Annotated in this window: 25 protein-coding genes; 9 read left to right on the top strand and 16 right to left on the bottom strand. The window is 72.1% G+C overall.

The genetic code is table 11. The annotated features are described in order from the left end of the window. Positions 1-78 precede the first annotated feature (78 nt). Positions 79-672: a TetR/AcrR family transcriptional regulator gene (locus BHU15_RS19755; RefSeq protein ID WP_069628398.1), complete on the top strand. Its 594-nt coding sequence runs from the start codon at positions 79-81 to the stop codon at positions 670-672. 18 nt (positions 673-690) lie between these two features. On the opposite strand, the gene BHU15_RS19750 is transcribed toward BHU15_RS19755, so the two are convergent. The 13 genes from BHU15_RS19750 to BHU15_RS19690 all read right to left on the bottom strand — a co-directional run bounded on the left by BHU15_RS19750 (position 691) and on the right by BHU15_RS19690 (position 11,774). Then, on the bottom strand, positions 691-1,467 hold the full coding sequence (locus tag BHU15_RS19750) for a polysaccharide deacetylase family protein (protein ID WP_069628444.1): 777 nt from the start codon (positions 1,465-1,467) through the stop codon (positions 691-693). An 83-nt stretch (positions 1,468-1,550) separates the two neighbouring features. Continuing rightward, positions 1,551-2,264 (bottom strand): hypothetical protein, encoded by a 714-nt coding sequence (locus tag BHU15_RS19745; protein ID WP_069628397.1) that lies wholly within the window; start codon positions 2,262-2,264, stop codon positions 1,551-1,553. Continuing rightward, entirely contained in the window at positions 2,261-2,791 is a 531-nt protein-coding gene (locus tag BHU15_RS39310) for an MOSC domain-containing protein (RefSeq protein ID WP_069628396.1), read from the bottom strand. Before BHU15_RS39310 ends, BHU15_RS19745 begins: the two co-directional genes overlap by 4 nt. 30 nt (positions 2,792-2,821) lie before the next feature. Continuing rightward, positions 2,822-3,079 carry an acyl carrier protein gene (locus BHU15_RS19735; protein ID WP_069628395.1) on the bottom strand — a complete coding sequence of 86 codons (258 nt, stop codon included), beginning with the start codon at positions 3,077-3,079 and terminating at the stop codon, positions 2,822-2,824. Continuing rightward, positions 3,055-4,065 carry an NAD(P)H-dependent flavin oxidoreductase gene (locus tag BHU15_RS19730; protein WP_069628394.1) on the bottom strand — a complete coding sequence of 337 codons (1,011 nt, stop codon included), beginning with the start codon at positions 4,063-4,065 and terminating at the stop codon, positions 3,055-3,057. Before BHU15_RS19730 ends, BHU15_RS19735 begins: the two co-directional genes overlap by 25 nt. Continuing rightward, complete coding sequence (locus tag BHU15_RS19725) at positions 4,062-4,925, bottom strand: class-II aminoacyl-tRNA synthetase family protein (protein WP_218028068.1); 864 nt, start codon at positions 4,923-4,925, stop codon at positions 4,062-4,064. Before BHU15_RS19725 ends, BHU15_RS19730 begins: the two co-directional genes overlap by 4 nt. After that, complete coding sequence (locus BHU15_RS19720) at positions 4,912-5,835, bottom strand: diiron oxygenase (RefSeq protein ID WP_079128253.1); 924 nt, start codon at positions 5,833-5,835, stop codon at positions 4,912-4,914. Before BHU15_RS19720 ends, BHU15_RS19725 begins: the two co-directional genes overlap by 14 nt. Continuing rightward, positions 5,823-6,785 (bottom strand): inositol monophosphatase family protein, encoded by a 963-nt coding sequence (locus tag BHU15_RS19715; RefSeq protein WP_247748642.1) that lies wholly within the window; start codon positions 6,783-6,785, stop codon positions 5,823-5,825. The genes BHU15_RS19720 and BHU15_RS19715 overlap by 13 nt, the downstream gene beginning before the upstream one ends. Positions 6,786-6,796: 11 nt before the next feature. Continuing rightward, positions 6,797-8,008, bottom strand: coding sequence for an aspartate aminotransferase family protein (locus BHU15_RS19710; RefSeq protein ID WP_069628393.1), 1,212 nt, complete (start codon positions 8,006-8,008; stop codon positions 6,797-6,799). A 67-nt stretch (positions 8,009-8,075) separates the two neighbouring features. After that, positions 8,076-8,591, bottom strand: coding sequence for a dioxygenase family protein (locus BHU15_RS19705; RefSeq protein ID WP_209269145.1), 516 nt, complete (start codon positions 8,589-8,591; stop codon positions 8,076-8,078). Between the two features lie 128 nt (positions 8,592-8,719). Then, positions 8,720-9,748, bottom strand: a complete 1,029-nt coding sequence (locus BHU15_RS19700; protein WP_069628391.1) for a phosphotransferase family protein — start codon at positions 9,746-9,748, stop codon at positions 8,720-8,722. A gap of 5 nt (positions 9,749-9,753) precedes the next feature. Next, complete coding sequence (locus tag BHU15_RS19695) at positions 9,754-10,656, bottom strand: ROK family protein (protein ID WP_069628390.1); 903 nt, start codon at positions 10,654-10,656, stop codon at positions 9,754-9,756. Next, the gene (locus tag BHU15_RS19690; RefSeq protein WP_069628389.1) at positions 10,653-11,774 is read right to left on the bottom strand and encodes a zinc-dependent alcohol dehydrogenase; all 1,122 of its coding nucleotides are present in this window, start codon (positions 11,772-11,774) and stop codon (positions 10,653-10,655) included. Before BHU15_RS19690 ends, BHU15_RS19695 begins: the two co-directional genes overlap by 4 nt. Positions 11,775-11,991: 217 nt before the next feature. On the opposite strand from BHU15_RS19690, the gene BHU15_RS19685 reads away from it, so the two are divergent. The 5 genes from BHU15_RS19685 to BHU15_RS19665 are packed head-to-tail and all read left to right on the top strand — an operon-like array spanning position 11,992 to position 16,235. Continuing rightward, positions 11,992-12,552, top strand: coding sequence for an RNA polymerase sigma factor (locus BHU15_RS19685; protein WP_069628388.1), 561 nt, complete (start codon positions 11,992-11,994; stop codon positions 12,550-12,552). Further along, complete coding sequence (locus BHU15_RS19680; RefSeq protein WP_079128252.1) at positions 12,549-13,376, top strand: zf-HC2 domain-containing protein; 828 nt, start codon at positions 12,549-12,551, stop codon at positions 13,374-13,376. Before BHU15_RS19685 ends, BHU15_RS19680 begins: the two co-directional genes overlap by 4 nt. A gap of 56 nt (positions 13,377-13,432) precedes the next feature. Continuing rightward, on the top strand, positions 13,433-14,248 hold the full coding sequence (locus tag BHU15_RS19675) for an ABC transporter ATP-binding protein (protein ID WP_069628387.1): 816 nt from the start codon (positions 13,433-13,435) through the stop codon (positions 14,246-14,248). Next, on the top strand, positions 14,245-15,630 hold the full coding sequence (locus BHU15_RS19670; protein ID WP_069628386.1) for a hypothetical protein: 1,386 nt from the start codon (positions 14,245-14,247) through the stop codon (positions 15,628-15,630). Before BHU15_RS19675 ends, BHU15_RS19670 begins: the two co-directional genes overlap by 4 nt. Continuing rightward, positions 15,627-16,235 carry a hypothetical protein gene (locus tag BHU15_RS19665; protein ID WP_438284970.1) on the top strand — a complete coding sequence of 203 codons (609 nt, stop codon included), beginning with the start codon at positions 15,627-15,629 and terminating at the stop codon, positions 16,233-16,235. Before BHU15_RS19670 ends, BHU15_RS19665 begins: the two co-directional genes overlap by 4 nt. Here the strand turns inward: BHU15_RS19665 and BHU15_RS19660 are convergent. Continuing rightward, positions 16,225-16,809 (bottom strand): TerD family protein, encoded by a 585-nt coding sequence (locus BHU15_RS19660; protein ID WP_023539964.1) that lies wholly within the window; start codon positions 16,807-16,809, stop codon positions 16,225-16,227. The two genes, BHU15_RS19665 and BHU15_RS19660, sit on opposite strands and share 11 nt — an antisense overlap. Positions 16,810-16,931: 122 nt before the next feature. Then, the gene (locus BHU15_RS19655) at positions 16,932-17,429 is read right to left on the bottom strand and encodes a DinB family protein (protein ID WP_069628385.1); all 498 of its coding nucleotides are present in this window, start codon (positions 17,427-17,429) and stop codon (positions 16,932-16,934) included. Between the two features lie 170 nt (positions 17,430-17,599). On the opposite strand from BHU15_RS19655, the gene BHU15_RS19650 reads away from it, so the two are divergent. Beyond that, positions 17,600-18,199 (top strand): helix-turn-helix domain-containing protein, encoded by a 600-nt coding sequence (locus BHU15_RS19650; protein ID WP_069628384.1) that lies wholly within the window; start codon positions 17,600-17,602, stop codon positions 18,197-18,199. Here the strand turns inward: BHU15_RS19650 and BHU15_RS19645 are convergent. After that, complete coding sequence (locus BHU15_RS19645; RefSeq protein ID WP_069628383.1) at positions 18,185-19,426, bottom strand: MFS transporter; 1,242 nt, start codon at positions 19,424-19,426, stop codon at positions 18,185-18,187. The genes BHU15_RS19650 and BHU15_RS19645 overlap by 15 nt on opposite strands. Before the next feature lie 160 nt (positions 19,427-19,586). Between BHU15_RS19645 and BHU15_RS19640 the strand changes: the two genes are divergently transcribed. Continuing rightward, positions 19,587-20,423: a Rossmann-like domain-containing protein gene (locus tag BHU15_RS19640; protein ID WP_069628382.1), complete on the top strand. Its 837-nt coding sequence runs from the start codon at positions 19,587-19,589 to the stop codon at positions 20,421-20,423. Next, positions 20,420-21,225: GHMP family kinase ATP-binding protein (locus BHU15_RS19635; RefSeq protein ID WP_069628438.1), on the top strand; the 806-nt coding region annotated here is incomplete at its 3' end. The genes BHU15_RS19640 and BHU15_RS19635, both read left to right, overlap by 4 nt.

Here is a 21,225-nt window from a genome sequence, read left to right as displayed (position 1 = left end):
GAACATGACTGTTCCGAAAAGTTCAATCAGGTTTCGATTCGGTACGCGCCGTAGCCGTGACGTACTACCGTGTCGCGCATGGGTTCCGACCGCGCCGACCGCGCAGCGACGCAAGAGAGCACCACCCGCGCCCGCACCCGGCGCGCGATCATCGACGCCGCCGTGGCCACGCTCTCCGCCGACCACACGGCCTCACTGGCCGATGTCGCGGAGGCGGCCGGGGTGGGGCGTACCACCGTCCACCGGTACTTTCCCGAGCGGTCCGACCTGCTCGCGGCGATCGGCACGGACGTACGGGAGCGGATCGAGGCGGCGACCGCCCGCGCACGGCTCGGCGAGGGGCCCGCTCCGGCGGCCCTGGACCGGCTGTGCCTGGAGTTCTTCGAACTCGGCGACCGGCTGATGCTGCTGGACGACGTGCCGCAGTTCTGGGCCTGGTCGGGTCTGGAGGAGGACGAGGCACAAGCCCCGTCCGACCGTGAGCTGCTCGCCCTCGTCCGGCGCGGGCAGCGGGAGGGCACGCTCGACCCCGAGGTCGACGACACCTGGCTGCACACCGTCCTGTGGGCGATGCTCTACGCGGCCTGGGAGCAGACCCGCGAGTACGACACTCCCAAGCACACCGCGCTGTCCCTCTGCTTGCGCACCCTCAGGAAGGCGACCGCCGCCTGAGGGGGGAGCGGGTCTCGACTACCGCACGGGGAAGCCGAAGGTGTAGCCCTCCTGCTTCAGCCACGGCAGGACCTCGCCCAGCGCGGCCACGGTCTGGGAACGCTCCCCGCCCGCGTCGTGGAACAGGACGGTCGGCCCGTTGGCGATCTCGTTCTTGACGGTGGCGACCATCGTGTCGGCGCCGGGGCGCTCGAAGTCCCTGGAGTCGACGTTCCAGCCCAGCGGTCGCATCCCGTGGGACGCGGCGAGCTGACGGCTGTACGGGGTGAAGGCGCCGCCGGGGGCCCGGTAGTACTGCGACCGTACGCCGCCGGACGCCTTCATGATCATGCGCTCGGCGTCCAGGATCTGCTTGGACTGGTACTCCTCGGACTTGCCGTCCATGGCGGTGTCGTGGGAGACGGTGTGGTTGCAGAGCCGGTGACCGTCCGCCACGATCTCCTTGACCAGGTCCGGGTACGCCTCGGCCTGCGGGCCCACCAGGCAGAACGTGGCCTTCGCGTCGTTGTCCTTCAGCAACCGCAGCACCTGCGGCGTCCAGTTGGGGTCCGGGCCGTCGTCGATGGTGATGTTGACGCCCTGGTCACCGGCCTCCGAGGCGTGCGCGATGTCCGCCGCCACCTTGGTCACCTTCCGGTCCTCGCCGTCCGGTACGGAGACACCCGCTTGCGACGGCCGCCCGCCCGCGGGGTTGGCCGTCGCGGTCCACATCGAGGTCGCCGCGGCCAACGCCGTCACCCCGAGTGCCGCCGCGAGAAGCCGGCCGTGCCATCCCCGTGCCTTACGCCGTGTCATGTCGCCCGCCCCTTCGCCGTCCCCGTCGATGCCGTGCACCCATGAAGACATACGAAAGCCCTGCAAGATCTGTCTGTTACCGATCACTGACGAACCCGCAGGGGGTCGGCGACAAACGCGAGGGTCCCGGGACCGAACAGGGCGTCCGCCCACAGGGCGGCGTACAGGTCCAGGCGTGGCAAGGGCATCAGGGCCCGCGGCGCCGTCACGCACAGGGTGCGGCGCCCGCGGGTGCCGCGCACCGCGCAGTGCACGGCGTCCGCCGCCAGGTACGTCCAGGACTGGAGGAGCCAGCCGTACGGGACCGTCGGCGGCTCCGTCGTGTCGAGAACCACCCTCGGGTGTGACGGAGTTGGCGCCCCGTCGACGCCGACGAGTCCACTGTCGATCAGTACGGCGAGGTCGGTCACCGGGTCCAGGCCCTGTTCGCGCATCAGCCGTCGCAGGGCCGGCGCCCCGGCCTCGGCCGGGGAGCGCCGGCCGTCACCGGGCGGGAACGGCCGTACGGCTGTGCCGACTTGTGCGGCGGGGGTCAAAGGCGGGGGCAGGGGCGGGCTGTGTCGCGTGAGGACGTCCGCTGCGGCGAGTCGTCGGGCGATGTCCGCCAGCAGCGCGCCGACGGCCTTCGAGCCGCCCAGATCCCCGGGCCCCACGAGGCGCAGATGCGGCCCCTCCCACGACATGGAGATCTCGGCGCGCACAGCGGTCGCGGCGGCGAGTGCGTGCCCCACCGCGTTACGCAGCGGGGCGGGGGACGCGGCCGGGATGTGGACGCGGGCTTCCCAGGTCTCGGTCACCGGCTGCTTCTCCGTTCGGTCTGAAGGAGGTCGGGCGGAGTCGCGGATGCCGGGTGTACGGCGTCGCCGACGCGGATCAGCCCGCCCTGGAGGATCTCGGCGCGCAGTCCGCCCCGGTGGATCAGGCCGCGGATCAGTCCGGGCCGGGTGAGCTGTTCCAGCCGGGCGCAGGGCTCGCTCAGCCGCAGCCCGAGCAGCACCGTCTCCCCCACCTGGAACGTGGCTCCCACAAGGGGGTTGAGGCGCACTCCCCGGCACACGACGTTGCGTCTGCATTCGGCGGGGGACAGCTCGATGCCCGTCTCGCGCGTGAGGGCGTCCAGGGCCTCGTACTCGATCAGCGTGATGTCACAGACGCCCGAGGCGCGGCCGGTGCCGCGCTTGCGCGGCCGGGGGCCCTGGCCCGCCCAGTAGTTGCGGTCCCCTTCGAGACCACGGCCGGTCACGGCGGTGGCCCGGGTCGGGGAGTGGGTCGGCGCCCCGGGGGCGCCGGCGATGTGCAGGGAGACGATCCGTCCGTGCCTCATGGGTGGGGCTCCCGCGTTCAGGAGGGGCGTTCAGGAAGGGCGCCGCGAACTCGACGCGGACGAGAGGAAGTTGTCCTGAATGGCGCGGAGCGTACGGAAGTGGTCCACGTTCAGGTCGCTGAGGGGCAGTTCGCGCCCGACCAGGTCCTCCAGGAGCAGGATGAACTCCATGAACCCCAGGGAGTCCACCATCCGGCTCTCCACGAGGTCGAGGTCCAGGGGGATGTCCCCGGCCTCGGGGTTCCTCTCGCGCAGCCAGTCGGTTATCGGTTCGAGGGCGCTGTCCATGTGCCACCTTCCCTCTCGTAGGAGAGCTCGTGCTCGTACTCGTGGCGGAGCTTCCTGACCACCGCCGCTGCCGTGTCCTGCGCGGTGACCCGGTCGCACGAGGTGCCGCAGTACATCGCCATCTCGTCGATACGGCCTTCGGTTCGGACTCCCGGCACGGTGGCGCTGTAGCGCGGGACGGGAATCCGGGCCGCGCCCAGGCGGGTGGTGGCGATGAAGGTCGCGGGGAGGCGGCGGTTCTCCTCGGTCAGGGCGTTGCGCAGGACGCGGTGCGGCCGGGCGGGCCAGCCGATGTCGTAGCGGCCGGTGACGACGGTGTCGTCCGCGCGGGCTTCGACGATCCGGCGTTTGAACAGGGGGTGGGCCATCGACTCGGTGGTGGGCACGAACACGGTGCCCGCCATCGCGCCGTCGGCCCCGGCGCTCCGGGCCCGCGCGAGATCCGCGCCCGTCGCGACGCCGCCCGCCATCGCGATCACGGCGTCGGGATGCCGGGTCCGGACGGCGTACAGCAGCTCGGCCACCGGCAGTTCGCCCAGCAGGTGGCCGCCGGCTTCGGTGCCTTGGAGGACGAGTACGTCGGCTCCCAGCCGGAGCGCGGCACTCGCGTCGTCCGGTGTGCCGATCTGCACCACGAGGGGGCGGCCGGTGCGTGTCACGTCCCGGGCGGCGTCGGCGCCGGGGAGCCCGAAGGTGGTGACGTAGCCGTTGTCCGGCAACTCGCCCAGAGCGGCGTCGAGTTGGGCACGGCACAGCTCGGGGGATGCGACCTCGGGGATGACGTTGACCCCGAACGGCCGGGACGTGGCGGCGGCGATCTCGCGGACCGCTTCGCGTATCCGGTCGGGCGGCTCCTTGTAGAGCGCGAGGGTGCCCCCGGCGCCCGCCCGGGAGACCTCCGTACACAGCCGGATGCCCGCGACACCGCCCATTCCGGCCTGGATCAGCGGGAGTTGAAGGCCGAGCAGGGCCCGCAGCCGATTCATCCGGCGTCCCCGGCCCGGAGTACGGCTTCGGCGGCGGCGCGCAGGTCGCCTTCGAAGTGTTCGTCGAGCGTGTGCACCCACCGTTCGAGTCCGAAGGCGACACAGCTGGTGTAGGCGGGCCTTCCCGCGTAACCGATGGCGCACCGCTCCCCGAAGAAGTTGCGGTGCTGGTTCATGGAGGCGACGGCGGTGCCGTCCGTATGCGCGTACTCCTCCTTGACCGGGGCCAGTCGCTGCATGACGCCGCGCGCCCCGTCCTGCTGGAAGAAGGGATCGGTGGCGGGCCGGCGGGCCAGGTCGAGTCCGAGGGCCGCGGTGAAGAGGGCGAGCCGCTTGTGGTGTCGTTCGAGGTGGTCGCGGGCGTGCTCCGCCGAGCCGACGCAGATGATCTCGCGCATGGTGAAGCCCCAGAGGCGGCGCAGTCCGTCGTAGTGGTCCTCGTGGCGGAAGCACTGGGCGACGGTCGTGATCAGCAGCGGGTCGTCGGCCGCGGTGTCCGCGAGGTGCAGGAAGGCGCCGTAGCAGGCGGCCGACGGCAGGAGATGGTGGGCGTCCACGAGGTCGTCGGCCGCGACGGGGCCCTCGGTCGCCGCCGTGGTGTGGCGCTCCAGCCGGTCGGGCCGGATGCGGGAGACCGGCGCTCCCAGATGCGGGAAGTTAGCGAAGTAGTCGAGCGTACGCAGGTCCTCCGCCCGCAGCAGCGGGGGGAAGGACATCCGCTCGGCGCCGGCCTCCGCGCCCCACCCCGCGAACACGTCGTCCAGCGCGCGTATCAGCGCGGTCGCGGGCTCGCGGAACATGGCCAGTCCGTGCTCGGCGGTCCAGGACGCTCCCCGGCCCCTGGCGTCAGCGCGCGGCATCGAGGACCCCGATCCGGGTGAGGAAGTCCGTGGTCTTGCGCAGGACTTGGGCGTGGGCCGTGTGCCGGGCCGGGTGCGCGAGCAGTCGCTTCCGTACGGCGAAACCGTCGGGGATGCCCGCGTCGCGGTACACGGCCGGGCTGTAGAAGGACTCCATCATCGTGGTGAGGTAGCGGCCGACGTAGTCACCGGTGGCCCGGCGGACGGCCTCGTCCGGTTCCGCCGCGCACAGGCGCTGCCAGAGCAGCTCGACCAGGCGCCGGCCGAACGCGATGTGCCGGGATTCGTCCTGGTGGTGCAGGCGGTTGATGTGGCGGATGGTGGGATGCAGCCTCTCGTCACCGGCGAGACGCACGTTGTAGTGGTCGACGATCTGCTCGAAGACCAGGATGCGTACGAAGACCAGGAAGTTCTCGACCGCCGGGTCGCGCGGGGGCTCGGGCAGGCGCAGCTTCTTGTCGGGGTAGATCTTGTCCGCGTACGTGAGGCAGAACGTCGCGAAGAACCACATGTGGTCGTTCTCCTCACCGATGAAGTGGTGGAAGAACTCCGAGGGCGCCCGGAAGCCCGGGGTGTGGACGCGTCGCATGACCTCGATGAGCAGGTCCCGGATGCCGTGCACGTTCAGGCTGTAGAAGTGGACGCTCTCCCAGCGGCTCAGATCGAGCAGTTGGCGGGGAGTCAGCGCGTCCATCAGGTCGGTGCCGTGGACGGTCAGCAGTTCCGGGGACATCCAGAACTCGTCGGTGGGGATCGTCTCCGGCCAGTCGAAGGTGGTGAAGGGGTTGTAGTAGTCCTCGGTGGCCTTGTCGGAGAGACGGTCCAGCAGGGCGCGGAACTCGGCGCTGTCGTCGGTGGCTTCGCCCGTGCCGTCGGCGGGCCCTCCTCCTTGCCGGGTCAGACCTGCCATGTGATGCCCTCCAGTAATGCCCGGTGCAGTTCGGGGGTCGAAGCCGCCACGCAGGAACGCTGGTTGAGGACGCTCAGATCCGTCAGCGCCGTCTCACCGAGCGGTTCGCCGTACGCGTCGGTGATGACCGCGCCGGCCTTCTCGGCTAGGAACACCGCCGCCGCGATGTCGTACGGGAAGAGATGGAGCACCCGTCCGTTTCCGGCGCGCTCGAACTCGGGCAGCAGGGCCGGGGTGTCCCGCAGCAGCCGGTTGCCGATGTCGACGTACGCGTCGAGCTGACCGGTCAGCAGCCGGGAGATCGAGTACGTGGCGCTGTTGAAGACGAAGACGCCGCCGGTGTTGGCGGAGCGGTCGATGAGATGGCCGTAGGCGCCGGTCATCAGCCGGGCCGGGTGGCCGTTGAACTCGATGGACCAGAACATCCGCGTCAGATCGGTGTTCGTGGTCAGGGCCGGTACGGCGGCGGGGCCGTAGCCGTGGGCCTGGACGGTGTCGGTGTCCAGGTCGCCGTACAGATAGGCGCCGGTCCCCAGCTCCATCAGGAGCGCGTGCTCGACGTCGGCGATACGCGGGCGGTCGGACATCCGGGCGACGGCCACCGAGACGGTCGCCGATTCGAGCCCGGCGACGGCCGGCCGGGTGCCGTCGATGGGGTCGACGACCAGGAGGTGTTCGGGGCGCTCGCCGTGGAACTGGAGCCCGCGGTCCTCGGAGTAGACGGCGACCGGCAGGCCGGCGTCGGCGACGTACTTCCAGACGGCCGCCTCCGCGACGTCGTCCAGCCCGAACTGCGCGTCGCCGCCGGGCGAATGGCCTCGTACGAGCCGGCTGCCCGCCTGGTCCCGCGCGGCCAGCACCGCCTCGCGTACGCACGAGGCGAGGGCGACGACATAGTCCTTCATGCCACGTTCCGTCATGCTGCGCTCCTTCATCGCGCGTTCCTTCATGCCGCGTTCCTTCATGCCGCGTCCGCGGTGAAGAGGGCGTCGAGCCGGTCGCAGAGCAGGTCGGCCTCGGCCCGGGTGAGCACGAGCGGTGGCCGGATCTTGATGACGTTGCCGCGTCCGTAGCGGGAGGTCCGCAGGATCAGGCCGTGCTCCATGCCCCGCTTGGCGAGTGCCTGCGCCCGTTCGCTGTGCGGGCGGCCGTCGGCGTCCCCGATCTCGATGCCGATCATCAGGCCGAGGCCCCGGACGTCGACGATGTGGGGGTGGGCCGCGGCGAGTTCCCGGAGCCGGGTCAGTACGTACGCCCCGACGTCGCGCACGTTCTCCAGGAAGCCGGGCCGGGCGATGACGTCCAGGGTCGCCACGGCGGCCGCGGCGGCCAGGGTGTTGCCGCCGTAGGTGAAGGAGTGGTGGTCGGCGTCGAGCCCGGACATCCGCTCGTCGGCGACGATGGCGGCGACCTGGGCACCGGAGCCGCCCAGCCCCTTCCCGGTGGTCAGGATGTCGGGGCGGACACCGTAGTGCTCCGCCGCGAACATCCGGCCCACCCGCCCGATGCCCGTCTGTATCTCGTCGAAGATCAGCGCGATCCCCCGCTCGTCGCACAGGGCGCGGAGCGCGGCGAGATACCCGTCGGGCGGCACGATGTTCCCGCCGCTGCCCGATATCGGCTCCACCACGACGCACGCGACACTGCCCGAGCTGGCGTGGTCGAGAAAGTCGTGGAGGCGTTCGACGCAGAGCAGTCCGCAGCTGTCCGGGGTCTGCCGGTAGAAGCACCGCAGACAGTAGGGGTCCGGCACGTGGAGGACGCCCGGCATGAGGTGCGGGAAGGGGGCCTTGCGGAAGGACTCGCCCGACATGGTCGTCGTCATCATGGTCTGGCCGTGATGACTGCGGAAGAGAGTGACCACATCCCTTCGCCCGGTGGCCAGTTGAGCCATCTTCACCGCGCCTTCGTTGGCGGTGGATCCTCCCGAGACCTTGAGATGCACCTTGGTGAGATTCTCGGGCGTGACTTCGACCAGCCGTCTCACCAGTTCGTTGACCGGTCCGGTCTGGAAGGTCGACGTCACATGGACCAGTCTTTCGACCTGGTCACGCAGCGCCTTGACGACTTCGGGATGGCTGTAGCCGAGGCTGAGATTGAAGGTGCCGGACGCGCAGTCGATGTATTGATGGCCGTCGGCGTCGTACAGATAGACACCTTCGCCGCGGTCCATCAAATAGTCACTGACCGGGTAGTAAATCGAATCCTGGACGCGCCTCACGTCGACCACGCGTACCGGCTCAGATGTCCAGTACGAAGGTGAATGAAGCGTTCCACCCCTCGGGGGAGTCCGTCACATCCATCAGGCATTCCGGTCGGTAGTACTTGTCGAGGTGATTACGTCGTTCCTGCGGGAAATACAGCATCGTGGTCAGCACCTCTCCGCCGGGCGGCTGGACCTTGACGTGCACGTGGCGCGTCCGGCCGGGGTACACGGCCGGCAGTACGGTCTCCAGCTGCCACTTTCCCTCGTCGTCCGCGAAGAGATGGCCGCGGAGACGGAAGCCCTCCTCGTCGTACTCCCCCTCGTCCCCGACCTGCCAGAAATCAAGGAGGGCCTTGCCCACGGGCTTTCCGTCGGACGTGACGACACTGCCGTGGAGAAGCAGCGGCGTACCCCCGTCGACGTCTGCCCGGAAGTTGGGTTTGTGCGGGGTGTCGGGCTTGTAGTACGGCCCTTCCTGCTGCTCCGGAGTGGGCGGAGTTCCATTGCACTTGACCGTCGGAGTCGGAGTCAGCCTCGCCTCGATATCCACTGCGGAAATCCTCTCCTACGCAAAGGATCATTCGGTCTTACGGAAGAGTAACCGCTCCCGTATGCGAGGAACAGAGCGCATCTCTCCATCAATGAGCGAGTACCGGCCAAAAGCGCGGACCGGAATATTCAGTTATCAATTGCGGGGCCGAACTCCTCGGCCAGATGCCGGTGCAGAGCGTCGCGCGCGCGGAGGAAATAGGCCTCGTCCGGTGGCGCCGTGAGAATGTCGGCCAGGGTGAAGAGATCGAGAGCCCTGCTGAGTGCGCGCCAACCCGGCCGCAGGAGACCGCCCCCGTCTGCGTCACCGTTCCGGCAGCCGGCGACGAAGCCGTCGGCGAACTGCGGCGGGTAGAGATGGGCGAAGCGCAGCATGTTCCCCACGTCGTACAGCGGTGATCCGCTGAACGCCTGCTCCCAGTCCAGTACGGCCCCTACCCGCCAGCGGCCCTTCTCCTGACTGACCAGCACGTTCTTGGGGTTGAAGTCGTGGTGCACCAACCGGTCGTGGCCGCGTACGGCCGCGACATGGTGAGCGGTGCGGGCGGCGAGTCCGCGCAGGGCGTCGGCGTCGGCCGCGGTGAGCGGGCAGCCGGGCCGGGCGCTGTCGAGGCACCGCTCGACGAAGGGGAGCAGTTCCGTGTCGCTCGCGCGGCCGGCCGGAGTCAGCGTCTCGTCGTGGAAGTGGCCGGGACCGGCCACCTCCACCAGGGAGATACGGGCCAGCGTCTCGCCGACGGCGGCGCCCAGTTCGGCCGCGTCGGCCGCTCCGGGACGCCGGGCCAGCAGCGCGTCGAGCGGGACACCTTCGACATGGCGGTACAGCAGGAGGGGAACTCCCGTGGCGTGCCCGTGCGGATCGGTGGCGACCAGATCGGCCACGGGTACGGTGGCGGCCACCCGCCGCAGCAGCGCCGCCTCCACGGCGCAGGTGTTCCTGCGCGTACGGGTCCCGCTCGGGCGGTGGCGCCGCAGGACGTACCGCTCGCAGCGCTCGTACGGCTCATTCCGCCCGGTCACCGTGGTGAGCAGCAGCATCTCGTTGGTGGAGCCGCCCTTGAGCGGGCTGATACCGGTGATGCCGACGCCCGGCAGTGCCTCTTCCGCCAGCCACCGCCAGGTGGGACCGTCCAGACCGAATCGGTCGCCCTTCCCCATGCGGATCAGCCTTCGCCGTGGGCGGCCAGCTCCGCCAGGACCAGACCGCCCGCCGGACCGGCCAGTCGGCCGAGCGCGGCGGGGACCACGAAGTCGTCGGACGAGTGCTCGGCCAGCCCCGGATAGCCCGCGAGGGTGCGTGCCAACTCGGCGCGCAGCATCGGGAAGAGCCCGGACAGGACGGCCAACCCGCCCCCGATCACGATGCGTTCGGGCGCGATCGTGTAGACGATGTTGCGCAGCCCGGCGGCGAGGTAGGCCACCTCCATGCGCAGCGCGCGGTCCAGGGTCTCGCCCGTCAGCCGCTCGGCGGGGCTTCCCCAGCGGGCGGCCACGGCCTCACCGCCCGCCATGCCTTCCCAGCAGTCGCCGTGGAACGGGCAGGTGCCGGGGAAGTCGTCGCCCTTGACCCGGGGCACCGTCAGATGCCCCATCTCCGTGTGCACCAGGCCGTTGATGACGCGCCCGGCGACGACCGCGCCGCCGCCGATGCCGGTGCCGACGGTGAGATAGACGTACGTGCCGTAACCCCGCGCGGCTCCCCAGCGGCCCTCGCCCAGTGCCGCGCCGTTGACGTCGGTGTCGATTCCCACGGGGACGCCGAGCGCCGCCGCGAGCGTGCCGACGATGTCGACGCCGGTCCAGCCGGGTTTGGGGGTGGGCGCCAGGCGTCCGTAGCCGGGATGCGAGCGACGCAGTTCGAGGGGGCCGAAGGACGCGACGCCCACCGCGTCCAACGGGGCGGCGGCGGCGGCCTTTTCGAAGAAGGCCACCGCTCTGGCCAGGGTGGGGGCCGGTTCCCCGGTGGGGAACCGGATCTCGTCCTCGATCCGGTCGGGTGCCGATCCGACCAGGCAGACGATCTTCGTACCGCCGGACTCCATCGATCCCAGACGCAGCTCACTCACGCGACCACCGGCCAGCCGTCGGCGCCGCTCGGGCGCGTGTCGGAACGCAGGACCACTTTCATGGCGTCGTACCGCCGGCCCGCCGTGGCGTCACCGGACCCGCTGACGCCGCCGAGCGCGCCGAGGGCCTCGTCGTACGCGTCGAGCGGGAACTCGTGTGTCACCAGGCGCTCCAGCTCCAGCCCGGCCGCCAGGTCGACGGCCACGGGGAAGGTGTCCCCGCGGAAGTCCCCCGCGCCGATGACGCGGATCCCGCGGTTGGTCAGCCGGAGGGGCGACAGCGGCACGCTGTAGCTGTCGTCGAAGCCCATGACGACGATCCGGCCGCCGTCGTCGACGATGCCGAGCGCCGCCCCGAGGGCGAATCCCGTCGTCTCGAAGACCACGGACGAGCGCTCGCCACCGGACGCCTTCACCACGGACTCGACGGACTCGGCCGAGTCCGCGCCGGACACCTCCGCACCGGAGACATCCACGACGGACACCTCCGCGACGCGCTCGAACAGCCGGCGTGCCTGGGACAGCCGGTAGCCGTCCTTCTCGGCGACGGTGACCCGGCGGGCGGTCCTCGCCGCGACCATCGCGGTGAGCGTGCCGATGGGGCCCGCGCCGAGCACCGCGACGCTGTCGTCCACCGTCAGGGACGCCGCCTGCACGTTGTTGATGACACAGGCCAGCGGCTCTATGAGAACCGCCCGCCGGAACGGCATGTCCTCGGGGAGCCGCTGCACGAACCGCTCCGGCAGCACCACACGGTCGGCGTACGTGCCGTCCCTGTCCACGCCGACCTCCGTACCCGCCTTGTTGCGGCAGAAGTTCGTCGCGCCGCGCCGGCAGGGGACGCACCAGCCGCAGTACAGCGTGGGATTGACCACCACACGGTCGCCCGGTGCGAGCGACCGCACGCCGGCGCCCACCTCGTCGACGAGGCCGACCGACTCATGGCCGAGCACGACACCGGGGCGGGCGGGGAAGCGGCCGAGCAGGATCTTCCGGTCGGTGCCGCAGATGCCTGTGCCGACGATGTTCACCACCACGTCGTCGTCGTGGCCGACGCGTGGCGCGGGGTGCTCCCGCAGTTCGACCGAACCCGGTTCCAGATACACGAGAGCGCGCACAGGTACCTCCCCATCGGTGTCCGGTGACGAGTGTCACCGGAGCCGTGCAAGGCAAAGCCGTGTTCGACCGTCGACGCTAACGCAGACCCAACTGCCGGGAAACAGCGCCTATCAGCCGTTGTCGGTGGCCACCTCATGGACTTCTCCACGGACCCACTATGTGACACAGGTCACTGGTTTATGAGAACCCGGCGCGCCGGTCCCACGTCTGGCGGGTGTGAGACCACGTAGAAGGAAGCTCTCGGAGCTGGACGAGGAACAGCTCCTGCGCAGGGTCGCGACCGGCGACCGGGGCGCGTTCGACGAGCTGTACCGGCGTACCTCGCCCTGGCTGGCGGTGCGGCTGCGGCGCCGCTGCGCCGACGAACAGATCGTCGCCGAGGTCATGCAGGAGACCTATCTCGCCGTCTGGCGCGCGGCGGGCGCCTTCGCCGGAAGTGCCGTCGGCGGCAGCGGTGTCGGCTGGCTGTGGACGATCGCGGCCCACCGTCTGGTCGACGCCTTCCGGCGCCGCGCCCATCACGCCGAACCGCCGGTCGCCGCCGCCGAACGCGGCACCGCCCCGGCCGCCGAGGACGAGGCGCTGGCCGGAACCGTCGGCGGCGACGTCGGGGACGCGCTGCGGACCCTCGCACCGGAACTGCGGCTGGTGCTGCGGGCCCTGGTGCTCGACGGCCTGTCGGTGCGCGAGACCGCCGTCCTGCTCGACATGCCCGAGGGCACCGTCAAGACCCGTGCCCGGCGGGCCCGGATCGCGATGAGAAAGGCACTGACATGAGGGCGGCCAGGAGTGAGGGAAGAGGTACGGAGCATCCGTCCGGCAGGCTGGTCCGCGGTTACGCGCACGGCGACGCCGACTTGTCGGCCGACGAGGCGTGGGCGGTGGAGGCCCACCTGGAGCGGTGCCCCGGCTGCCGCCGGCGGCTGGCCGCCCTCGCGGCCGAGGTGCCCGCCGTCACCGCCCTGCTCGCCACCGTCCGCGCCGGCCTGGAACCGGACCTCGACGGCCCGGCCCCCGCCCCGCGCCGCCGGCGCCGCGCCGCGATCTGGGCCGCCCCCGTGCTCGGGCCCTGGCTGGCCATGGTCATCGGCGTGAGTGTCGTCGCGGTGCTGCTGGACCGCACCGCCGACTGGACCCGCACCGTACCGACCGTACTGCTGCTCGCCCCCGCCCTCCCGCTCGCCGGGGTCGCCGCGGCCTGGTCGCGCGGCCTGGACCCGGCGTTCGAACTGACCGCCGTCACGCCCCGGGCCGGACTGCCCCTGCTGCTGCGGCGCACACTGACCGTCCTCGCCGTCCTGCTCCCCGTCCATCTCGCCGCCGGTCTGCTGACCGGTGTCGCCCTCGCGCACTGGCTGCTGCCCTCGCTCGCCCTCACCGCGACGGCGCTCGCCCTCGGCGGCGTCATCGGCGTCGGCCGCGCCACCGCCGTGCTGGGCGCGCTGTGGACGGCCGCGGTCCTCGCCCCGGCGGTCGCCCTGGACCGCGCACCCCTCCTCCAGCCCGAGCGGCTGCCCGGCTGGGCGGCGGTGCTCGCCGTCGGAGTCGGCGTCATCCTCGCCCGGCGCCGGGCGTACACCACCCCGGGGGCCCCGCGTTGACCCCACTCACCTCGCCCACCCCACTCACCTCCCTCACCTCCCGGAAGGAGCACCGGATGAGGACGACCACGCCGAGCGGCATGTCCGACACCGCGCCACGCACCTACGCCCACGAGATCCACGCGACCGGCCTCACCGTCCGGGTGGGCCGCGACCGCGTCGCCGTCGACGGGCTCGACCTGTCGCTCGGCACCGGCACCCACGGCCTGCTCGGCCCCAACGGCGCCGGCAAGACCACCCTGATCAGGGCCCTGGCCACGGTGCTCCACCCCACCGGCGGCGACCTGGAACTGTTCGGCCACTCGGTACGCGACCGGAGCCACCACCGCGAGCTGCGCCGCCGCATCGGCTACCTGCCGCAGGAGTTCGGCTACTACAAGCGGTTCACCGTCCGCGAGTTCGTCACCTACATGGCCTGGCTGAAGGAGCTGCCCGACCGCGACATCCCCGGCGCCGTCCAGCGCGCCGTGGAACGCGTGGGGCTGGCCGACAGGGCCGACGACCGGCTGAAATCGCTGTCGGGCGGCATGGTGCGCCGCGTCGGTATCGCGCAGGCCGTCGTCAACGACCCCGCGGTGCTGCTGCTCGACGAGCCGACCGTCGGTCTCGACCCGGCGCAGCGCCTCCAGTTCCGCGCGCTGTTGCAGGAACTCGGTCGGGAGAGCTGCGTCGTGGTCTCGACCCACCTGGTGGAGGACGTCGCCGCCGCCTGCACCGACGTGGTGCTCTTCGACCGGGGCCGGCTCGTCTTCCAGGGCACCCCCGACGCGCTGGCCTCGGCCGGCACCCCCGACCAGCCGGGCGACAGCCCCCTGGAACGCGGCTACTCCGCGCTGCTCAGCAACTCCGACCAGGGAAAGGGCAGTTGGTGAACCTCCGCGTCCTGCGCACCGAACTCCTGCGCTCCGCCGCCCCCTGGGCCGGCCTCGTCGTCCTGGCCGGCGGCCTCGGATTCCTGTACGCCCTGAACGGACCCTGGTGGGGCACGTCCGTGCAGTGGACCGACCAGTGGACTCCGATGGCGCTGTGGACCCGCGTCGTACTCGCGTACGTGTGGCCGCTGGTCGGCGGTGTCGGCGCCCTGTACGCGCTGCGCGACCACCGCTCCCGGATGCCGGAGCTGCTGACGTCCACCCCGCGGCCTGCCTGGCAGCGTGCGGCGGCGCCCGCGACGGCGATCACCCTCGCGCTGACGGCCGGATTCGTCGCACTGCTGCTGTGGGGCGGCGTTCAGGTGGCGCTCGGTACGACCACCGTCACCTCCCTGGGCTGGCTGCCCATCTCGGCGGTCGCGCTCCTCGCCCTCCTGGCCGCCGCGCTGCTCGGTATGGGGGCGGCGCGGACCCTGCCGTCACCGCTGACCCCGCCGTTGGTCGTGGTCCTGCTTCTCGCGGTGAACATCACGCTGATGCAGAACAGCGACGGCCGGCTGCCCGCCGCCAACACCGCGCCCCACCTCCTGTCGCAGCTCTCCCCCGTGGTGGCCCAGCCCCGGCAGGTGCTGCTCACCCTCACCGGCGCCGTACACCTCGGCCAGGCGCTGTGGCTGCTCGGCCTGTCGGCCACCGGGTTCGCGCTGCTGACCGCCACCCGCGCCCGGGCCCGGCTGACCGCCGTGGTGCCCGCGCTGGGCGGAGCCGTACTCGCTCTGCTGGTGCTGCCGGGCGACCCGGCGGGCAGCTACCGGGTGGACACCGCCGCCGCCTCGCCCGCGTGCGAGGGACCCGTGTGCGTCAGCGAGATCCGGCACGACCGGCTGGCCGCCCTCGCGCCCACGGCCACCGAGGCACTGCGGGTGCTGGACAAGGCTCTCGGCGACGACGCGCCCCGCCGCGTACGCGAAGAGACCGCGCCCCGTGCCCTGATGGAGAACCGGCGGCTCGAAGCGGACTCCGTCCTCTTCAACTTCGAGGACCCGCAGATCGGCGCGGCGAAGGGCGGCCAACTGCTGCGCAGGCTGGTCGGCGAGGGGATCGCGCCGAGCTGTACGGCCAGCACCGCCCGGGAGTTCGGCAGCGGCGAAACGCTCGTGGTGCAGAGCGTGCTGGCGAGCTGGGCGCTCGGCGAGTTCCGGGTCATCGACGCCGATGTGTACGACGCCGACGAGTACCGCGCATCCACGCGGCAGACCTGGGAGCGGTTCATGGCGCTGAGTCCGGCCGAGCGGCGGAGCCGGGCGGCCGAGGTGCGCGAGGCGGCGCTCGGCTGCGAGTTCACCTATCCCGACGAACTCGCCGGGGGTTCGGCGCGATGAACCGGCCGATGATGAACCGGCCGATGATGAACTGGCCGATCCTGTACGCGCGTTCGCGCGGGCTCCCGGCGGCAGCCGCCGCCCTCCTCGGCACGGCGGCCCTGCTCGGGGCGGCCGTGGCGGCAGGCGACGGCGCCACCGACCCCCGGCTGATCGCGCTGGCCGTCGTGGCCGGTGTGACGGCGGCGGCCCCCGGACTCGGCGGCCAGGACGCCGGCCTGGACCGTACGGCGGCGATCCGCTGGTGGCCCAGGCGGGCGGCGCACGTGGTGCTGATCGCCGCCGCCGTCGCGGGCACCCTGCTGGCGGCGCAGACGGCCGGGCAGCAGCCGACGGCCGCGTTCCTGCTGCGGGGCAGCGCCGGGCTGGCCGGGCTGGCAGCGCTCGGCGCCGTCCTGTTCGGCGCCACGTACGCGTGGCTGCCGCCCGTCGGCTGGCTGGCGCTCACCCTGTTCGTCCCGCACCCGCCCGGCGGCGTCACCGGCTGGCTGCTGGCTCCGGCCGGGTCCGGCTCCGCCGCGTGGACCGGTGCGGTACTGCTCGCCACCGGCACCGCCGCTTACGCGGTGTCCGGTCCGCGCGCGACGGCCCGCGCTACTTGCTGACGGCGAAGCGCATCAGGGCCTGCTCGTCGCCCTGCTTGATCTTGCCCGTCTCGTTGATGACCTGGAGCTTCCAGTTCGCGCCCTCGCGGACCGCCTTGGCCACCACGCAGCCGTTGTCGTCGCTGAGCAGGCTCGGCCAGATGTCGGCGACCTGCTGGACGCTGCCGCCCGTCGCGTCGTACACCTTGAAGCTGATGTTGCGCGCGCTCTGGAAGGAACTGCGCTTCTTGTAGGCGGCGGCGACGAACACGATCGACGTGATGTTGGTCGGTACGCGGGAGAACTCGACCGTCACCGTCTCGTCGTCCCCGTCCCCCTTCCCCGTCTGGTTGTCGCCGCTGTGCACCAGCGAGCCGTTGCCCATCGGGTCGAGGGAGTCCAGCCCGGCCAGCCGTACGGGGTCGGCGCCCTGCACCGCGATGGCTATCAGATCGAGGTCGGTGCCGGCCTTCTGGCGGAGCTTGCCAAGGATTCCACCGCTGCTTCCGACGGTCGGGTCCCAGGACACCCCGATGGACAGATGTGTCACCCCGTCCAGATCCGCGGGACCATCTTCCTTCGTAAGCGTGATCATGGTTCATCCTTCTGCTGGCCGGAACGCGATGACTGAAGTGTGCCTGGTATGCCCCACAAGCGGCCAGGCCGGGGGCCGACCGGGTCGGCCGGACGCGCTCGCGGCAGCGGGGCGGCGGCGGGTCAGCGTCCGGTCGCGCCGTCGATCAGTTCGCGGAGGATGTCCGCGTGGCCGGCATGGCGGCCGGTCTCCTCGATGAGGTGGGTGAGTGCCCAACGGACGCTGGGGGCAGGGGTGTCCGGCCGGGGGCGGGGAAGCGGTGCGCCCAGGTCGGCGCATCCGTCGAGTACGTCGTTGGCGCGCTCGACCGTCTCCCGGTAGCGGGCGACGACGTCGGCCACGCTGTCGGCGGGGGTGGCGTGGAAGGTCGACTGCCAGTCGGTGACCCGCTCCCCGAGGAACGTCGCGCGCTCGACGCCGTCGAGGTGGTTGAGCAGGCCGAGCAGATTCGTACCGGAGGGCACTCCCGCGGTGCGGACCGCCGGTTCCGGGGCGCCTTCGACCTTCGCGGCGATCGAGTGGCGCAGGTAGTCGAGGAAGCCGCGGAGCACCTCGGCCTCGGTGTGCCCGGTCCGGGGCGGCGGGGTGTCGCGGCGGGTGCGGCGGGGTGTGGTGGGCATGGTGCCTCCTCGCGGGATGCCGCGCCGCGTTCAGGCGGTGCGGCGGGACGGTCGCCCGGTCGGGTTCGAGGGGAGTGCGCGGGTGGTGGGCGGTGTCCGGGCATGCGTCGCAGTCTCGTCCGGCCCCCGCGAACTCGCACGGAAACTTGCGGTTCCGGCAAGATGACCGGGTGGACCGCGAATCGGAGGACGTGCTCGACGCCGTCGGGCCCCGGCTGCGGGCGCTGCGTCGTGAGCGCGGTATCACCCTCGCCGACCTCGCGGCGGTGACCGGCGTCTCGGAGAGCACCCTGTCCCGGCTGGAGAGCGGGCGGCGCCGGGCGACCCTGGAGTTGCTGCTGCCGCTGGCCCGTATGTACGACGTGCCGCTGGACGACCTCGTGGGCGCGCCGCGCACCGGCGATCCCCGGATCCATCTGAAGCCGGTACGGCGCTTCGGGATGGTCTTCGTCCCGTTGTCCCGGCGGCCGGGCGGCACCCAGGCGTTCAAGATGATCATCCCGGCCCGGCCGCGGCCGCTCGAACCGACCCCGCAGACGCACGAGGGCTTCGAGTGGGTCTATGTGCTCAACGGCCGGCTGCGGCTGCTGCTCGGTGAACGTGATCTGACGTTGTCGCCCGGCGAGGCGGCCGAGTTCGACACGTCCCTGCCGCACTGGCTGGGCAGCGCCGACGGCGGCGCGGTCGAACTGCTCATCGTGTTCGGCCCGCAGGGGACGCGGGCCCATCTCCGTACGCCGCCCGGCGAGCCCCCGTCACCGCACGGCTGAGAAGCGGCGCGCGCTGGGGACGAGCGCGGCCAGGGCCGGGGCGAGGAAGCAGACCAGCGCGCAGCCGGCGAGTACCGGCCGGGGGCCGAACGCGTCGATGGCGGGGGCGATGAGGACGAGGCCGAGCGGCGCCAGCCCGTACGACAGCATGAAGTCCAGCGAGGTGACCCGGGCCAGCCGGTCCGGCGCGACCTCGCGCTGGGTCGCCGTGAACCAGGGCACGTTGAAGAGTTCGATCCCGAATCCGGCGACGACGTAGGCGGCCACGACCACGACGGGGTGTACGGGGAACACCAGGCTCAGCGGTGCGAACCCGTACGCGGCCAGCCCGGCGAGCGCGGCCCAGCCCTGGGCGCGCGGGCGCCAGCGGGCCATGAGCAGGGCGCCGCCGAGGGCGCCCGCCGTGTACGCGGTGGTGGCCGCGGCGAGCAGGACACCGGTCTCGTACCGGTCGCGGCTGACCAGCGGCAGGGCGACGCCCGTCGCGGAGTAGCCGGTGGCGATGACCGCCGTCAGCGCGCCGAGCGTCGTCAGGAACCAGGGGTGCCTGCGCGCTTCGCGTATCCCGTCGGCGAACTCCGCGAAGAACGCGGTGTGTTGGCGCGGCGCGGCAGGCGCGCCCCGGGTGCCGGCGCCCGGGACGAGTGCCGCGACGAGCCACAGCAGCGCGATGCCGACCAGCAGCGCCCAGATGTCGAGCACCGTGCCGAGCAGGGCCGTCAGCGCGGGCCCGGTGAGGGTGGTGACGCGGACCGAGAGGGTCATGGCGGCGTTGGCCTGCTGCCTGCGGTCGGCGTCGACGACCTCGGCGGTCAGCGCCTGGAAGGCCGGCCGGCAGGCCCCCTGCCCCGCGCCCGCCACACCGGCGGCGACGCACATCAGCGGAAGCGAGGTGCCGAGGCCGACCGCGATCAGCGGGGCGGCGCCGGCCGCTGCCAGGCCCGACCACAGGACGACGCCCCGGCGGGAGTGCCGGTCGGCCAGCACCCCGCCGACGGGAACGGCCAGCAGGAATCCGGCCGTCCGGGCGGCCAGCAGCAGGCCGAGTCCGGTGGGGGACAGCGTGCGGTCGAGCACGGCGAGGCCGAGTACGAACGGCAGGGCCCAGGTCGCCAGACCCGACGCCGTGGTGCCCGTCCACAGCCTGAGGAAGGCGGTGTCGCGCAGAACGGACGGCGGGCGGGGCGGACCGTTTCTCGCGAGGACCGCTGGGGGCGATGTCGGCACGGCGGGGTGCTCCTTCGGTCGGGGCTGGCTTCTTGAAAATGATTATCGTTATAGTACGGGCTGCGCGACCGGCGACGGCCGCCCCCTCACTGCCCCCTACCGTCGAGGAGTTCCCCGAAGTGCGCCTGGATGTCTGCACCTTGGCCCGAGGAGACCGGGCATGACCGCGGGTGGCGCTCCCCCGCGCCCCGGCTCCGTCGAGGACCTGTTCGCCGCCGTACTGGCCGGGGAACACGGCCCCGACCCCGCCGGACTCGTCGCCACGAGCGCGTTCTGGCTGCACCACGGAACGCGGCTGGCGGGCGGTGACACGACCTATCTCAACCAGTACGTACTCGTCCGGCTCGGAGGTGCGTTCGGCGCGTGCGCCTTCGAGGCGGGTGAGGTCGATCCTGGTGTGTGCCGGGACGCGTCGGGCATGCCGTTGCACGTCCTCCTGCGGAAGGGCCCACGCCCGTTGCGGATCGCCGCCCTTGACGCCTACCTCGCCGAAGTCCAGCCGCACCGGGGTGCGATACGGGCCGAGGCCGTGCCGCTGCCCGCCGGCTCTCCCGAGGTCCGGGCGAAGGCACGGGACGCCGCCATCGCCGGTCTGCTGGACAGCCCGGACGGCGCGAAGGTCGGACTCATCGGTGTGGTCAACCCGTTGGTGGCGGCGATCCGTGAGCGGGGCGGGGTCCCGCTGCCGTGCGACTTCAACCTGCGGCGGACGCAGTGGGGAGACCCGGTCAGCGACGACATGGAGCACGTGCTCGGGAGTGCCGACGCGGTGATCGCCACCGGGATGACGCTGAGCAACGGCACGTTCGACACCGTCCTGTCGCGCTGCCGCGAACGCGGCGTACCGCTGATCGTCTACGCGCAGACGGGCAGCGCGGTGGCGCGGGCCTTCCTGGGGGCGGGGGTCGCCGCCCTGTCCGCGGAGCCCTTCCCGTTCTCGCAGTTCGACGCCGGGCCGACGACGCTGTACCGCTACCGCGCGGCGGACGACTCGTGACGGCGTACGGCGGTACGGGTGGCGGCGGCGCCGGTCGCGTCGGTGTCGGGTTCGCCGCGTGCCACCACGGCGAGATCCTGCAAGGCGTCTTCCTCGACGAGAACGACCGCCCCTGCGCCGGCCTGGTGACGATCCCGATGCAAGGACCCGGCACCCGCGCCGAGTTCACGCCCGGGCCCGGCAACTCGCCCGGACAGCTCACGGTGTACCCGGCCGACCGTACGAAGGCGCTGCGGGCGGCGGCGCTGGCGATCGAGGAGTGCGCGGCCCCGCGCGGCCGGGCACCGTGCCGAGGCGGGGAGTTGACCCTCAGCGGTGACGTCCCGCTGGGGCTGGGTATGGGCTCGTCCAGCAGCGACGTCATCGCCGCGATACGCGCGGTCGCCGACGCGTACGGCCTGCGACTGCCGCCCGCCACGATCGCCCGTCTCGCCGTACGTGCCGAGCGGGCGTCCGACCCGCTCATGCTCGGCGGCGGGCCACTGCTGTTCGCGCAGCGGGAGGGCCGCGTACTGGAAGTCCTCGGCGAAGCGCTGCCGCCCGCCGTCGTGGTGGGCTGCGCCCTCGGCGGGGGAAGCCCCGTCGACACCCTGTCACTGCCGGCACCACGCCACGACCACGAGGACGTACGCGCGTACGAGCGACTGCGCTCCCTGCTGCGGCGGGCGGTCGCCGACGCCGACACCGCGCTGCTGGGACACGTCAGCACCGAGAGCGCCCGCCGCGCCCAACGGGTGCGTGAGCAGCGGGAGTTCGGCCTGCTCGACCGGATCGCCGGGCGGGTCGGGGCGGTGGGGCTCCA

It is taken from the genome of Streptomyces niveus (assembly GCF_001723055.1).
Classification (GTDB): domain Bacteria; phylum Actinomycetota; class Actinomycetes; order Streptomycetales; family Streptomycetaceae; genus Streptomyces; species Streptomyces niveus.
The sequence above is the reverse complement of the archived record's forward strand: the minus strand, read 5'-3'. Positions and strand labels throughout refer to the sequence as shown.

What these genes read in the sequence shown, in the direction of transcription:
- BHU15_RS19730 (WP_069628394.1), bottom strand. Translation starts at nt 4,065, where the DNA reads ATGAATCGGCTGCGGGCCCTGCTCGGCCTTCAACTCCCGCTGATCCAG.
- BHU15_RS19715 (WP_247748642.1), bottom strand. Translation starts at nt 6,785, where the DNA reads ATGAAGGAACGCGCGATGAAGGAGCGCAGCATGACGGAACGTGGCATG.
- BHU15_RS19680 (WP_079128252.1), top strand. Translation starts at nt 12,549, where the DNA reads ATGAGGGCGGCCAGGAGTGAGGGAAGAGGTACGGAGCATCCGTCCGGC.
- BHU15_RS19700 (WP_069628391.1), bottom strand. Translation starts at nt 9,748, where the DNA reads ATGGGGAAGGGCGACCGATTCGGTCTGGACGGTCCCACCTGGCGGTGG.
- BHU15_RS19655 (WP_069628385.1), bottom strand. Translation starts at nt 17,429, where the DNA reads ATGCCCACCACACCCCGCCGCACCCGCCGCGACACCCCGCCGCCCCGG.
- BHU15_RS19640 (WP_069628382.1), top strand. Translation starts at nt 19,587, where the DNA reads ATGACCGCGGGTGGCGCTCCCCCGCGCCCCGGCTCCGTCGAGGACCTG.
- BHU15_RS19710 (WP_069628393.1), bottom strand. Translation starts at nt 8,008, where the DNA reads ATGGACCGCGGCGAAGGTGTCTATCTGTACGACGCCGACGGCCATCAA.
- BHU15_RS19750 (WP_069628444.1), bottom strand. Translation starts at nt 1,467, where the DNA reads ATGACACGGCGTAAGGCACGGGGATGGCACGGCCGGCTTCTCGCGGCG.
- BHU15_RS19675 (WP_069628387.1), top strand. Translation starts at nt 13,433, where the DNA reads ATGAGGACGACCACGCCGAGCGGCATGTCCGACACCGCGCCACGCACC.
- BHU15_RS39310 (WP_069628396.1), bottom strand. Translation starts at nt 2,791, where the DNA reads ATGAGGCACGGACGGATCGTCTCCCTGCACATCGCCGGCGCCCCCGGG.
- BHU15_RS19755 (WP_069628398.1), top strand. Translation starts at nt 79, where the DNA reads ATGGGTTCCGACCGCGCCGACCGCGCAGCGACGCAAGAGAGCACCACC.
- BHU15_RS19660 (WP_023539964.1), bottom strand. Translation starts at nt 16,809, where the DNA reads ATGATCACGCTTACGAAGGAAGATGGTCCCGCGGATCTGGACGGGGTG.
- BHU15_RS19665 (WP_438284970.1), top strand. Translation starts at nt 15,627, where the DNA reads ATGAACCGGCCGATGATGAACCGGCCGATGATGAACTGGCCGATCCTG.
- BHU15_RS19735 (WP_069628395.1), bottom strand. Translation starts at nt 3,079, where the DNA reads ATGGACAGCGCCCTCGAACCGATAACCGACTGGCTGCGCGAGAGGAAC.
- BHU15_RS19725 (WP_218028068.1), bottom strand. Translation starts at nt 4,925, where the DNA reads ATGCCGCGCGCTGACGCCAGGGGCCGGGGAGCGTCCTGGACCGCCGAG.
- BHU15_RS19720 (WP_079128253.1), bottom strand. Translation starts at nt 5,835, where the DNA reads ATGGCAGGTCTGACCCGGCAAGGAGGAGGGCCCGCCGACGGCACGGGC.